General features: G+C 67.5%; 12 protein-coding genes. 4 read left to right on the top strand and 8 right to left on the bottom strand.

Annotation, left to right across the window (positions count from 1 at the left end; genetic code table 11):
- The 8 genes from V7Q39_RS07480 to V7Q39_RS07445 all read right to left on the bottom strand — a co-directional run.
- Positions 1-590: amidase family protein (locus V7Q39_RS07480; protein ID WP_333815933.1), on the bottom strand; the 590-nt coding region annotated here is incomplete at its 3' end.
- A 104-nt stretch (positions 591-694) separates the two neighbouring features.
- Positions 695-1720 (bottom strand): ABC transporter substrate-binding protein, encoded by a 1026-nt coding sequence (locus V7Q39_RS07475; protein WP_333815932.1) that lies wholly within the window; start codon positions 1718-1720, stop codon positions 695-697.
- A 21-nt stretch (positions 1721-1741) separates the two neighbouring features.
- Positions 1742-2545: an ABC transporter permease gene (locus tag V7Q39_RS07470; RefSeq protein ID WP_333815931.1), complete on the bottom strand. Its 804-nt coding sequence runs from the start codon at positions 2543-2545 to the stop codon at positions 1742-1744.
- The gene (locus V7Q39_RS07465) at positions 2538-3446 is read right to left on the bottom strand and encodes an ABC transporter permease (protein WP_333815930.1); all 909 of its coding nucleotides are present in this window, start codon (positions 3444-3446) and stop codon (positions 2538-2540) included. The genes V7Q39_RS07470 and V7Q39_RS07465 overlap by 8 nt, the downstream gene beginning before the upstream one ends.
- Positions 3446-4522 (bottom strand): ABC transporter ATP-binding protein, encoded by a 1077-nt coding sequence (locus V7Q39_RS07460; protein WP_443082497.1) that lies wholly within the window; start codon positions 4520-4522, stop codon positions 3446-3448. Before V7Q39_RS07460 ends, V7Q39_RS07465 begins: the two co-directional genes overlap by 1 nt.
- A gap of 64 nt (positions 4523-4586) precedes the next feature.
- Positions 4587-6023, bottom strand: coding sequence for an amidase (locus V7Q39_RS07455; RefSeq protein WP_333815928.1), 1437 nt, complete (start codon positions 6021-6023; stop codon positions 4587-4589).
- Between the two features lie 90 nt (positions 6024-6113).
- The gene (locus V7Q39_RS07450) at positions 6114-7793 is read right to left on the bottom strand and encodes an ATP-binding protein (protein ID WP_333815927.1); all 1680 of its coding nucleotides are present in this window, start codon (positions 7791-7793) and stop codon (positions 6114-6116) included.
- Positions 7794-7856: 63 nt separating this feature from the next.
- Positions 7857-8201 carry a DUF6476 family protein gene (locus V7Q39_RS07445; RefSeq protein ID WP_333815926.1) on the bottom strand — a complete coding sequence of 115 codons (345 nt, stop codon included), beginning with the start codon at positions 8199-8201 and terminating at the stop codon, positions 7857-7859.
- Between V7Q39_RS07445 and V7Q39_RS07440 the strand changes: the two genes are divergently transcribed.
- From V7Q39_RS07440 to rpoH, 4 genes are all read left to right on the top strand, one after another.
- The gene (locus tag V7Q39_RS07440; protein WP_333815925.1) at positions 8200-9234 is read left to right on the top strand and encodes an RluA family pseudouridine synthase; all 1035 of its coding nucleotides are present in this window, start codon (positions 8200-8202) and stop codon (positions 9232-9234) included. The two genes, V7Q39_RS07445 and V7Q39_RS07440, sit on opposite strands and share 2 nt — an antisense overlap.
- 309 nt (positions 9235-9543) lie before the next feature.
- The gene (locus V7Q39_RS07435) at positions 9544-9804 is read left to right on the top strand and encodes a YjhX family toxin (RefSeq protein WP_333815924.1); all 261 of its coding nucleotides are present in this window, start codon (positions 9544-9546) and stop codon (positions 9802-9804) included.
- Positions 9805-10077: 273 nt separating this feature from the next.
- Complete coding sequence (locus tag V7Q39_RS07430; protein ID WP_333815923.1) at positions 10078-12054, top strand: potassium transporter Kup; 1977 nt, start codon at positions 10078-10080, stop codon at positions 12052-12054.
- A gap of 184 nt (positions 12055-12238) precedes the next feature.
- Positions 12239-13135, top strand: a complete 897-nt coding sequence (gene rpoH / locus V7Q39_RS07425) for an RNA polymerase sigma factor RpoH (protein WP_333815922.1) — start codon at positions 12239-12241, stop codon at positions 13133-13135.
- The last annotated feature ends 54 nt before the right edge of the window (positions 13136-13189 follow it).

The following is a 13189-nucleotide window of genomic DNA, read 5'->3' as shown; positions in this document are numbered from 1 at the left end:
AGCCCCCAGGTCGGGCGGAAGCCGTAGACGTTGCAGAACCCCGCCGGGTTGCGCAAGCTGCCCATCATGTCCGACCCGTCAGCGACCCAGGCCATCCGGGTTGCCAGAGCCGCCGCCGCGCCGCCGGAGGAGCCCCCCGCGCTGCGGGTCAGGTCATAGGGGTTGCGCGTCACCCCGAAGACCGGGTTGAAGCTGTGCGAGCCCTGGCCCCATTCCGGCACGTTGGTCTTGGCCGCGATGATCGCCCCCGCCGCCCGCATCCGTGCTGTCAGGATGTCGTCCGCCACCGGCACATGGTCCGCATGGAGGGCCGAGCCCCAGGTCGTGCGCAAGCCCTTCGTCGCCACCAGATCCTTCACCGGCAACGGAATACCATGCAGCCAGCCTTGGGCCGGGACATCATCCAGCGCCCGCGCCTCGGCCATCAGGGCATCGGGGTCGCGCAGGGACACGATGGCGTTCACCGCGCCGTTCCAGGCCTCGACCTGCGCCAGCCAAGCGGCCATCACCTCGGACGGCGCCAGTTTCCGGGCATGGATCAGCGCCGAAAGCCCGGTCGCCGAAAGCTCTAGCAGGTCTGCCGATTTCATCTGTTCACAACGATCCCACGGAGGCCCCGGGGTTCCCCCCGGGCGACCGGCCAATAGAAATGCCGGGGCCGCGAAAGCCCCGGCACAGTCTCACGCCGCAGAAATCACTTCTGCAACTCGGTCCAGATCGCGGTCATGTATTCCTGCGCCTTGGGCGAGCAGGTGGGCAGGAAATGCCCGGCCGCCTTGAACTCTTCCGGGATGATCACCTCGGGCGCGGTCTTCATGTCCTCGGGCATGAACTCCTCGGACCCGGAGATGCCGTTGGCATAGCGCGCGAAGGAGGAGATCATCGCCGCATTTTCGGGCTGCAGGATGAAGTCGAGGAACTTGTAGGCTTCGTCGACGTTCTGGGCATCCTTCAGCAGGGCGACCGAATCCATGAACAGCGGATAGCCCTCGCGCGGGTAGCCATAGGCCACGTCGGGGTTGGCCAGCCGGATGCGCATCGCCGCGCCGTTCCAGTAGACCGAGGCCGCCCAGTCGTTGTTCGACATCTTCTCGGTGGCGCCGTAGTCCATCGACAGCCAGTCCGGCTTGGCCGCGATCAGCGCGTCGCGGGCCTTCTTCAGCACCTCGGTATCCTCGGTGCAGGCTTCGCCGCCGACATACCAGATGGCGAGGTTGACGATGTCGTTCATCTCTGGCGTAACGTTGATCTTGCCCTTCAACTCGTCCGGCACGTTGAGAAATACCGAAGAGGTGTTGATGTCCCCGCCATAGACCTTGGTGTTGACGACGATGCCGGTGGAGCCCCACTGCCACGGGATCGAGAACTTGCGGCCCGGATCCCAGGCGACGTCAACCCATTGCGGGTCGATGTTGCCGATATGGGGCAGGCGGGAGTGATCCAGCTCCACGATCAGCCCCTCGTCGCGGAAGATCGGAACATAGTTGGCCGAGGGCACCACCAGGTCGAAGCCGTGGCCGCCGGCGCGGATCTTGGCCAGCGCGGTGTCGTTGGCGTCGTAATCGGTCACGGTGACGGTGATGCCGGTCTCGGCCTTGAACTTCTCCAGCAGCTCTGGGCTGGTGTAGTTGCCCCAGTTGTAGAGTTGCAGCACCCCTTCGGCCGAGGCGATCCCGGTCGAAGCCATCAGAAGCGCGGTTGCGGTCAGCAGTCTTTTCATTCTCGTCTCCCAGGTTGGTTTTCAGTCTTTCTTGCGCGTCAGCAGGAAGAAGGCGGTCAAGAGCACCACGGTCACCGCCAGCAGCATGGTGGAGACCGCGTTGATCTCGGGCGTCAGCTGGCGGCGCAGCTGGCCCAGCATGTAGGTGGGCAGGGTGTCCTCGCCGCCGGATTTGACGAATTCGGTGATCACCACGTCGTCGAGGCTGATCACGAAGGCCAGCATCGCCCCCGCCACCATCCCCGGCGCCAGCAGGGGCAGCGTCACCCGGCGGAAGGTGGCCCAGGGCGTCGCGTAAAGATCGGCCGCCGCGGTTTCCAGCGCGTTGTCCATGCCCTCCAGCCTTGCGCGGATCGGCAGATAGGCGAAGGGGATGCAGAAGGCCGAATGCGCCAGCACCAGATAGCCCAGGCCATGGATGCCGGTCGCCTGCTTGATCACCCCGAACATGATCATCAGCGCGACGGCGGTGACGATCTCGGGCACCATCAGCGGCTGGTTGATCATCACGTAGATGAAGGTCTGCCCGCGGAAGGGCTGCCTGCGGGTCGTCCCCAGCGCGGCCATGGTGGCGATGACGGTCGAGATGGCGGCGGCGAAGCAGGCGATGATCAGCGACCGTATCGTCGCGTCCTTCACCTGGGTGTTGGCCCAGGCCTTGGCATACCAGTCCAGCGAGAACCCACCCCAGACCGCGACCGATATCGACGAGTTGAAGCTGTAGGCGACCAGCGTGAAGATGGGCAGGTAGAGCGCGATGAAGACGACAACCGCCATGGTGGCGAAGCCGGGCAGACGCGCGACGTGGAAGGACCGCTCAGCCATGGCGCGCATCCCGGTTGGCGTAGCGGACATAGACCAGAAGCGCCACGGTCACGATGATCAGCAGCAGCATCGACAGCGCCGCGCCAAGCGGCCAGTTCTTGCCCTGCAGGAACTGCAGCTCGATGAAGTTGCCCAGCATCATCTGCTTGCCGCCACCCAGGATGCGCGGCGTGACATAGGCCCCCAGCGAGGGCACGAAGACCAGGATCGACCCGGCGATGATCCCCGGCTTGACGATCGGCAGGATCACCCGGCGCAGCACCTGCCAGCGGCTGGCGTAAAGGTCGTATCCGGCCTCCAGGAGCTTCATGTCGAAGCGGTCGATGGCGGCGAAGAGCGGCAGCACCATCAGTGGCAGGTAGACATAGGTCATGCCGACGAATATGGCGAAGGGGCCGTAAAGCATGTCCAGCGGCGCCTGGATCACCCCCAGCTTCAGCAGCACCAGATTGACCAGACCTTCCTTCCGCAGCACCTCGTTGATGGCATAGGTGCGGATCAATAGGTTGGTCCAGAACGGGATGGTGATCAGGAAAAGCCACATCGCCCGCTGCTGCGCTGGCCGCGTGGCGATGAACCAGGCGGTGGGGAAGCCCAGGACGAAGGTGAAGATCGTGGTCAGCAGCGACAGGCTGACCGAGCGCCAGAAGATCGTCAGATGGGCATCCGCCAGCATCCATTCGTCCGAGAAGATGTCCTTCGACCACAGGATGCCGCGCCAGCCGTTGGTCGAAAATTCCCAGATCACGCTGCCGTGCTGGCCGGGGGACAGGAAGGAATAGACCAGAACGATCAGCAGCGGCCCGACCGCCGCCACCGTCAGCAGCACCAGCGCGGGTGCGGACAGCAGCCAGCCGTTGCGGGCCGAGGTCCTGACGGCGTTTTCCTCGGCGGGGCTCATCAGTCCTCCACCCTCTGTACGGCGCCCTCGGCGAAGCGGATGCCGACCGACTGGCCCTCGGCCAGCCCGGCCTCGCCGCTTGCGGGGCTTTGCAGCCGCGCGACCACTTCCGTCCCGTCGGCCAGCGCCAGATGGCAATGCGTGTCGGTGCCGAAGTAGACCAGCGTCTTCACCTTCGCCGCCAGCCCGCCATCCTCCGGCGCGCCCAGCCGCAGCTGCTCTGGCCGCACGCTGACCGTGGCCTGGCCGCCCGCGCGCAAGGCGGGCACGTCGATCCGCTCGCCCGTGGCCAGCCGCAGGGTACGGTCCTCGGCCTCGCCGGTCAGGAAGTTGGTCTCGCCGATGAAGCTGGCGACGAAGCGGTTCTTCGGGTGGATGTAGATGTCGCGCGCCGAACCGACCTGCTGGATCTTGCCCGCGCTCATCACCGCGATGCGGTCGGACATGGTCAGCGCCTCTTCCTGATCATGCGTCACGAAGATGAAGGTGATCCCGGTTTCCGTCTGCAGCCGCTTCAGCTCGATCTGCATTTCCTTGCGCAGCTTGAGGTCCAGCGCGGACAGGGGTTCGTCCAGCAAAAGCACCTTCGGCTGCGGGGCCAGCGCGCGCGCCAGCGCCACCCGCTGCTGCTGCCCGCCCGACAGCTGGCTGGTCTTCCGCCCCGCCATCGCGTCAAGCTTGACCAGCGCCAGCATGGCGGAGGTCCGCGCCTTCACCTCTGCCGCGGGTTTGCCCAGCATCTCCAGCCCGAAGGCAATGTTCTGCGCCACCGTCAGGTGGGGGAAAAGCGCATAGCTCTGGAACACGGTGTTCACCGGCCGCCGGTTCGGGGGCAGGGTGGTGATGTCGGTTCCGTCCAGAAGGATCGTGCCCTCGGTCGGCATCTCGAACCCGGCGATCAGGCGCAGAAGGGTGGTCTTGCCGCAACCCGACGGCCCGAGCAGGGTAAAGAACTCGCCCCGCCGGATGTCGACCGACACATCGTCCAGCGCCCTGACGGCGCCGACGCCTTGCCCGAATGCCTTCACGACATTCCGGGCCGAGATCACGCTCTCATCGGCCACGGATACCCCCATTCATCCCCGAACGTTTGATCATACTGGTCGGAAACGTTCTTTCCGGACAAGCGATTCCTTCCCTTCACCCGGCCATCGGTGCTCTTTTCCCCGTCCAGGGGGCTGCGCGCTCGATTTCCGCGCACAGGGAAATCAACAACTCGTCCTCGCCATAGGCCGCTGCCAGATGCACCCCGATGGGAAGCCCGTCCGCCGACCACCCCAGCGGCAGGCTTGCGGCGGGCTGGCCGCTGGCGTTGAAGGCCGCGCAGAACGGCGAATAGGCGAAGATGCCCTGCGGCCCGGTGCGATAGGCGACATAATCCTCGGTCGTCGGCGCGAAACGGCCGACCTTGGCCGGGGGCTCTGCCAGCGTGGCGGTCAGAAGGACATCGGGGCCCTGGTCGAAGAACCCCGCCATCTGGCGCCCGAACGCGTGGATTTCGCCCACCGCCTGAAGATAGCGCGTCGGATGCAGGGTCTGCGAATGCGCCCAGGCCCCCCGGCTGACGCCTTCCACCTCATCGGCGCGCGGCGGGCGGTCGCCCAGCTTCGACCGGATCGACAGGGCGGTGCCGACGCCGACGATATCGGTCCAGGCCCGCATCATCACCGGCACATCCGCAGCGGGCCGCGCCGGTTCCACCACATGCCCCAGGCTTTCCAGCAGGCGACCCGTTGCCCGCACCGCCTCGGCCACCTCGGGGTGGATCCGGTCGCCGGTGAAGGTCGTGTCGCAGATGCCCACCCGCAGCCGCCCCGGCGGGCGAGAGATCGCCGCCGCATGGCCCCGGCCCAGGGGCGGCGCGACATAGGGCGCGCCCAGGTCCGGCCCCTCGCAGGCGTCCAGCATCACCGCGGTGTCGCGCACCGACCGGGTCAGGAACCCGTCGATCGCCATCCCCGCCCAGCCTTCGCCCGCATAGGGCCCGTCCGGCAGCCGCGCACGGGTGGGCTTGAAGCCGAAGAGCCCGCAGGACGAGGCCGGAATCCGCACCGACCCGCCCCCGTCCGAGCCATGCGCCATGGCCACGATCCCCGCCGCCACCGCCGCACCCGCCCCACCGGAGGACCCGCCCGAGGTATGGTCAAGATTCCACGGGTTCCGCGTCGGCCCGCCATAGACCGTCGCTTCCGTCACCGTCCCCACCCCCCCTTCGGGCGAGGTCGTGCGTCCGAAGGTCACGACCCCCGTCGCCCTGATCCGCTCGAAGATCGCGGAATCTTGCGAATAGACCGTGTTGGCAAAGAGGCGCGAGCCGTTGTTCGTGGGGAAATCCTTCGCCTCGCAGCCCAGATCCTTGATCAGGAACGGCACCCCCCGGAACGGCCCCTGCGGCAGGCCCTCGGCAATGGACTTCCGCGCGACGCCTTCCTGCATCAGCACCACCGCGTTGATCGCCGGATTGCGCGCCTCTACCGCGGCAAGCGCGGCATCCAGAAGTTCCGTCGGGCTGACCTCGCCCCGCGCCACCAGTTCCGCCAGTTCGGTCGCGTCCCTTGCTCCCAGATCGCCGATCATGTTCCGTCTCTCCCCGTATTGCCCCGCCAGCCTGCCGCGCCGGGCGCCCCCGCGTCATGCCTGCAACCGACACCGGCCTGCCGCAATCGGTCAGCCCCGCTGCAGCACCGTGGCCAGGGTCTCCCGCAGGGCTTCGGGCAGGATCGGCTTCGGCAGGAACCCGTCCAGCGCCTCGCGCAGCCCGTCGTCGCGGTGGATCGCCAGCACATCCGCCGTCATCGCCACCACCGCCACCCTGCGGCCATGCGTCTTGCGCAGCAGCCGCAGCGTCTCGGTCCCGTCCATCCCCGGCATCATCAGATCCAGAAGCACCGCGTCGATGCCGCCGTCCGCCAGCCGGGCCAGCGCCTCCGGCCCGCTCGACGCCTCGACCACCCGCGCGCCCGAAGCCAGCAGAAGTTGCGTCGCCACCAGCCGGTTCGTCGCGATGTCGTCGACGACAAGGACGGTCGTGTCGCGGAAATCGGCAGGCCCCGGCGCTTCGACCACCGCCTCGGCCTCGGGCGCGTGGACCGTCAGCCGGAAGGTTGCGCCCTGCGCCGAGGGCAGGAGGACCAGGTCCCCCGCCATCTGCCGCGCCACCGCCCGGCTGATCGACAGGCCCAGACCCACGCCGGGTGTCTCGGTCGAGCCGCGGAAGAAGGGTTCGAACACCTTCTCCTGCAGGGCGGGCGCGATGCCCTTGCCCTGGTCGGCCACGTCGATCATGAGCCGCCCCTTCGCATGGCGCAGCGTGACCGTCACCGCCCCCCGCGTGGAATGCTTCAGCGCATTGCCGATCAGGTTGCCCAGGCACTGCCGCACCCTCTGGCTGTCGATCATCAGCACCGCCGGCACGTCCTTTTCCACCGTGACCATGAGGTCGCGGCCCTGCTTGCGGGCCTGAAGTTCAAAGATCAGCAGATTGGCCGACAGTTCCGCCCGCACCGCCACCGGCCGCGGGGTGATGGCGACCCGCCCCTCGGTCAGCGCGGAATAGTCCACCGCATCGTCCAGCATCACCGCCAGGTCGCGGGCCGAGGTCACGACCGTCCTCAGCCGCTGGCGCGAGGCGCCCGTCGCCGCCGCCGCCTCGATCTCGCCCAGGCCGATCACCGCATTCAGGGGGGTGCGCAGCTCATGGCTGATCTGCGCCAGGAAGCGCCCCTTCGCCACATTTGCCGCCCGCGCCGCCGCCGCCGCCTCGGCGCCCGCCCGGTGCAGGCGGTTGTTCGACACCATCGCGATCGTCGCATAGCTCAGGGCCACCAGCGCCGTGACGGTGGAAATCGCCAGCCCCGTCCAGTTGCCCAAAGACACCCAATGCACGGTGTTGAAGGTCAGCACCACCGCCGCGACCGTGGCCATGCCGATCGCCCCCAGCGCCAGGTGGATCGACCGCACCGAGCAGAGATGCAGCAGCGCCCCCATGACGATGCCGATGGCGATCGACTTGGCATAGGCGTCGTCCTGCATCCAGACCAGCCCCGCCGCCGCGATCAGCGAGGCCTCCATCGGGATCAGTGACAGAAGGAAGGCCCGGTAACGCGCGGGCGATTTCACCGGGTCCAGCCTGCGCAGCAGCCTCTGCGAAATCAGCTCGCCCCCCAGTTCGACCATGAACAGCGCCGCCATGATCGCCGGGCTGACATACAGCGCGCAGACGGCGTAGCCGAGCGCCACGAAGATCATCCGCACCGCGAATTCGCCACGCAGCATCCGGTACTGGCGTCCCAGCTCTTCGCGCAGCCGATTCCCTTCGGCTTTCGAGAGTGAGGCGAAGGGGAACATCAGCCGTCTGCACCGGAAAGTTGAGCCATCGTCCCGACAGTAGCCCCAAGGCTGCGCTGCCGGTCAAGGCCCCGGCGCAGGGGAAATCGCGACCTCCTGCCTCAGGCTGCCATCCGCGCCGAAGATCAGGATGTGGTCGTCGGTGGTGACGACGGCGATCCAGCCCTGGCCGAAGGTCACGGCGGCGGCCTTCCTGCCCTCGGGCAGGGCGATGGCCTCAGGCACGCCGGGGGCCAGGGGGGCAAAGGTTGCGGGCATCCGGGTGACAATCAGCCAGACCACGGTTATGACACCGCCGATCATCGACAGCGTCAGCAGGATGACCAGCCATTTCAGAAGCCGCAGGCTGGGCGGCAGGGATGCATCGGGGGCATCGGGCGTGAGGACAGTCGGGGCGGGACCGGACATGGATGAGCCTTTCGAGGACGGGGACGGGTCGCTGGTCGTGACCATCGGCGAGGATGCGCCCGGCCGCCTTGATAAGGCGCTTGCCGCTGCGGTGCCAGAAGAAGCCGCGCTCTCGCGTTCACGCCTGATGCGGATGATCGCCGAGGGGGCGGTCTTCCGTGAGGGGGTCGCCGTGACCGACCCCAAGGCTAAGGTGGCCGGGGGCGAGGTCTACATCCTGCGCCTCGACCCGGCGGTCGAGGTCGCGACCCTGCCCGAGGATATTCCTCTTTCGGTCGTCTGGGAGGATGCCGACCTCATCGTCATCGACAAGCCCGCGGGCATGGTCGTCCACCCCGCCCCCGGCTCGCCCTCGGGGACGCTGGTCAACGCGCTTCTCCACCACTGCGGCGATACCCTCTCCGGGATCGGGGGCGAGCGGCGGCCGGGGATCGTGCACCGGATCGACAAGGATACCTCGGGTCTGCTGGTCGTGGCCAAGTCCGACCGCGCGCATCACGGTCTCGCCCGGCAGTTCGAGGATCACTCGGTCAACCGGCACTATCTGGCGGTGGTCCATGGCGTGCCGTCCGGCACCGATCCCCGGCTGCGGGGGCTGAAGGGGATCAGCTTCGAAGCGGCGGGCATCCTGCGGATCGCCACCCATCTGGCCCGCCACAAGACCGACCGGCAAAGGCAGGCGGTGGTCTGGGAAAGCGGCCGCCACGCCGTTACCCGCGCCCGGGTGGTCGAGGCCTTCGCCGACCAGGCGGCGCTGGTCGACTGCTGGCTGGAGACGGGGCGGACGCATCAGATCCGGGTCCACCTGGCCTATGCCGGGCATGGGCTGGTGGGGGACCAGACCTATGGCGGCAAGAAGCGGCTCGGGGCGGCGCTGGGGCAGGGGGCGGTGGTCGGGAACAGCTTCCCCCGGCAGGCGCTGCATGCGGCGACGCTGGGGTTCGACCATCCGGTGACGGGGGAAAGGCTGGAGTTCACCTCGCCGCTTCCCGCCGACATGGCCGGGCTGATCGCGGCGCTTCGGACCGGGTGAGCGAGCCTGTCCACGGTGGGCAGGTTTTCGACCCGAGCAAAATCAATGTCTTGGCTGTGGACACTAACCGCTTCCTAACCGTGCCGCGTGATCAGCGTCCTGAGTCACAGCTTGCGGCCTGAAGGGCCTGGCTCTATAAGCCGCCCCGCACGGGCCCTGTCGGCCCCCGGAGTGCGCCTCATGCCAGGAATTGTGGCAGCCCGCTGACGTCCCCCGCCCCTGATCCAGGGGCCTTGCGGGACATGAACGGCCGACGAAGCGCTTTGGCCTTCGTCCGGTCTGGCATGGCGACTGGCTTCGGAATCTCCAATGAACATCTCTCGGAACGAGCAGCGCGTGCTGCACGTCCTCGCCCTTGGCGGGCGCATCGATCATACTCGCAACCATGGCAACAAGGTCGACGACATCCTCTGCGTCACCCGCGACGGGCTCATCCTGTCGGACTGCACGCTGGACATCTTCCAGCGCCTGCGGCGCAAGCGGCTGATCGCCTCGGAGGGCGGCGGCCCCTATCGCATCTCGCGCCTCGGGCGGCTGTCGGTCCGGGCGCAGCACGACAACCAGGGCTGAGAGGGGCGGGGCGGTCCCGGGAGGGGCCGTCCCGGCTGTCGGCGCGGTCCTTTCCCGCCCTTCGCAGGTGCGGCATATTGCCACGAGAATGTTACCGGCGTATCGTGGTGCCAGAGCCAGCCGCGTGAGTCGGCTTCGGCATCGGAGCCACAGCGCACCCCTCCTGCCAGGAGGGAGCCGGATCGGAAAACTGCCGCCGCTGCGGCCTTCCCGCTCCGGGCAAGCCGACCCTCAACCCCACATCCCATCAGGATCAACACCCAAGGGTGAGCCATGATTCACGACCCGATTGCGCGGGGCGACCAGCCCCCCTTGCCGCTTTTCGACGAGGAAGCGCTCGACATCGCCGACTATCTCAAATCCGAGATCGGCGCAGATGACATTCACACCGACGAGACGCACCGGCATGGCGTCGCCGCGCTGACTCTGGGCGCGATCGGGGTGGTGTACGGCGATATCGGCACCTCGCCGATCTATGCCTTCCGCGAAGCGCTGCGGGCGACCGGCGCGGCGGTGCCGGGGGCGCCCGAGGTTCTGGGCATCCTGTCGCTGCTGATCTGGACGCTGATCCTGATCGTCACGGTGAAATACGTCTTCTTCCTCTTGCGCGCCGACAACCGGGGCGAGGGCGGCATCCTTGCGCTTTACACGCTGGTGCGGCTGGCGGCGGGGCGGCGGTCGATCCCGGTCCTGCTCCTGGCGCTGTCCGGGGCCGCGCTCTTTGCCGGGGATGCCGCGATCACCCCGGCGATTTCGGTGCTGTCGGCGGTCGAGGGCAGCGCGCTGATCCTGCCGGGCATGACCGCCTGGATCCTGCCGGTCACGCTGGGCATCATCCTTGCGCTTTTCGCCGTGCAGCGGACGGGCACGGCGCGGGTGGCGATGTTCTTCGGCCCGGTCTGCGTGCTGTGGTTCCTGGTGCTGGCGGGGCTGGGCCTCTTGCATATCGCCGACGCGCCCGAGGTGTTGCGCGCCTTCAGTCCGACCTGGGGCCTGGGGTTCCTGCTGCAGCATCCCGGCGTGGCCTTCGTGGTGCTGGGGGCGGTCTTCCTGGCCGTGACCGGAGGCGAGGCGCTGTATGCCGACCTTGGCCATTTCGGGCGGCGACCGATCATGCTGGCCTGGTTCGCGCTGGTCCTGCCTGCGCTTCTGCTGAACTATCTGGGACAGGGGGCGATGGTGCTCGGCAACCCCGCCATGGCCGACGAGAGCTTCTTCGGCCTTGCGCCGGAGGCCTTGCTGCCCGTTCTGGTGCTGCTTGCCACCGCGGCCACGGTCATCGCCAGCCAGGCGGTGATCACCGGGGCGTTTTCCATGGCGCGGGGCGCGATCCAGCTGGGCTTCCTGCCGCGCCTGCGCATCCGCCACACGGCCGAGGGGCAAAGCGGGCAGATCTACATCGGCGCGGTGAACTGGCTGCTGCTGGTGGGCGTGCTGTGGCTGGTGGTGGCCTTCGGATCGTCCAGCGCGCTCGCCTCGGCCTATGGCATCGCGGTGACGGGAACGATGGTGCTGACCACGATCCTGGCGGGGCTGTACCTGCTGCGGACCGGTCGGCTTCGCGCGCCGATGGTCGGGCTGGTCGTCGCGCCCTTCCTGGCGGTGGAGCTGGTGTTCCTGGCCTCGAACCTCGCCAAGCTGCATGACGGCGGCTATGTGCCGGTGATCATCGCCATCGTGCTTGGCTTCATCATGTGGGCCTGGTGGCGCGGCACCCAAGCGGTGCGGTCGCGGGTGCTGAAACTTGCGATCACGGTGCCGAACTTCGTGCGGATGATGCGCGGGTCCAGCGTCAACGTGATCCCCGGCACCGCCTTCTTCCTGACCGGCGATCCGGGGATCGTGCCCTCGGCGCTTCTGCACAACATCAAGCATAACCGGGTGTTGCACGAACAGACCGCGCTTCTGACGGTCGAGACCCTGCGCGTGCCCTATGCCACCGCCGACGAGCGTGCCAGCGTTGAACCCCTGGGCGGCTGCTTCATCCGGGTCATCCTGCGCTTCGGCTTCATGGAGACGCCGAACGTCAGCCGGGCGATGGCCCATGCCCGGGCGGCGGGGCTGAAGTTCGACGTGATGGCCTCGACCTTCTTCCTCGGCCGCAGGCGGGCGGTGGCGACCGGGCAGGGGTTGGAGCTTCTGATGGACCGCGTCTATGTCGCCCTGTCGCGGATGGCGGCGGACCCGACCGACTTCTACCACCTGCCGCGCGACCGCGTGGTCGAACTGGGCGAGAGGGTGGCGATCTGAAACGAGCGGGGCCCTCCCCCTGACATTCGCGTGACCCGCCTGTTGCAAAGCCTTCTGCGCGACAGGAAGCGTTACACTTGGCGTTAAGGCTTCGCTGGCAGAAGGCGCTTGCATCGGGATTGCGGTTACTTTAGGTTATCACCTTCCCGGGGGCGCTGACGCACCGGACAGAACAGGGGGCACGATGAGCACCTACACCAACCTTCCCGCGCCGAGCCCGGAACAGGGCTTGAACCGGTATCTTCAGGAAATCCGCAAGTTCCCGCTCTTGGAGCCGGAACAGGAATACATGCTGGCGAAACGCTGGGTCGACCATCAGGACGCCAACGCCGCGCACCAGATGGTGACGAGCCACCTGCGCCTCGCCGCCAAGATCGCCATGGGCTATCGCGGCTACGGCCTGCCTCAAGCAGAAGTGATCTCCGAGGCCAACGTCGGCCTGATGCAGGCGGTGAAACGCTTCGATCCGGAGAAGGGCTTCCGGCTGGCCACCTACGCGATGTGGTGGATCCGCGCGAGCATCCAGGAATACATCCTGCGGTCGTGGTCGCTGGTGAAGCTTGGCACCACCAGCGCGCAGAAGAAGCTGTTCTTCAACCTGCGCAAGGCCAAGGCCAAGGTCGGCGCGCTGGAAGAGGGCGACCTGCGGCCCGAGAACGTGGCCCAGATCGCGAAGGACCTGTCGGTGACGGAGGCGGAAGTCATCGACATGAACCGGCGGCTCTCGGGCTCTGACGCGTCGCTGAACGCGACGGTCGGGTCGGACGGTGACAGCTCGACCCAGTGGCAGGACTGGCTGGAGGATGAAGATTCCGACCAGGCCGAGGCCTATGAGGAAAAGGACGAGCTGGACGCCCGCCGTGCGCTTCTGGTGCAGGCGATGGCCGTGCTGAACGATCGCGAGAAGGACGTGCTGATGCAGCGTCGGCTGGCCGACGACCCGGTGACGCTGGAGGAGCTGTCGGAAAGCTACGGCGTCAGCCGCGAGCGTATCCGCCAGATCGAGGTCCGCGCCTTCGAAAAGCTGCAGGCCCGGATGCGCGAGCTGGCCAAGGGCAAGGGCATGGCGATCCCGGCCTGAACCCGGCCCGACAGCAGGTGGAAAGGCGCCCTTCGGGGTGCCTTTCTTTTGGCT

The organism is Tabrizicola sp., assembly GCF_036781545.1.
Classification (GTDB): Bacteria; Pseudomonadota; Alphaproteobacteria; order Rhodobacterales; family Rhodobacteraceae; genus Tabrizicola.
Note: the sequence above shows the minus strand (reverse complement) of the source record. Positions and strands in the feature narration are given on the sequence as shown.

Coding starts and splice junctions, on each gene's coding strand:
- V7Q39_RS07445 (WP_333815926.1), bottom strand. CDS start 8,201: ATGTCCGGTCCCGCCCCGACTGTCCTCACGCCCGATGCCCCCGATGCA.
- V7Q39_RS07435 (WP_333815924.1), top strand. CDS start 9,544: ATGAACATCTCTCGGAACGAGCAGCGCGTGCTGCACGTCCTCGCCCTT.
- V7Q39_RS07450 (WP_333815927.1), bottom strand. CDS start 7,793: ATGTTCCCCTTCGCCTCACTCTCGAAAGCCGAAGGGAATCGGCTGCGC.
- V7Q39_RS07440 (WP_333815925.1), top strand. CDS start 8,200: ATGGATGAGCCTTTCGAGGACGGGGACGGGTCGCTGGTCGTGACCATC.
- V7Q39_RS07455 (WP_333815928.1), bottom strand. CDS start 6,023: ATGATCGGCGATCTGGGAGCAAGGGACGCGACCGAACTGGCGGAACTG.
- V7Q39_RS07460 (WP_443082497.1), bottom strand. CDS start 4,522: ATGGGGGTATCCGTGGCCGATGAGAGCGTGATCTCGGCCCGGAATGTC.
- rpoH (WP_333815922.1), top strand. CDS start 12,239: ATGAGCACCTACACCAACCTTCCCGCGCCGAGCCCGGAACAGGGCTTG.
- V7Q39_RS07470 (WP_333815931.1), bottom strand. CDS start 2,545: ATGGCTGAGCGGTCCTTCCACGTCGCGCGTCTGCCCGGCTTCGCCACC.
- V7Q39_RS07475 (WP_333815932.1), bottom strand. CDS start 1,720: ATGAAAAGACTGCTGACCGCAACCGCGCTTCTGATGGCTTCGACCGGG.
- V7Q39_RS07465 (WP_333815930.1), bottom strand. CDS start 3,446: ATGAGCCCCGCCGAGGAAAACGCCGTCAGGACCTCGGCCCGCAACGGC.
- V7Q39_RS07430 (WP_333815923.1), top strand. CDS start 10,078: ATGATTCACGACCCGATTGCGCGGGGCGACCAGCCCCCCTTGCCGCTT.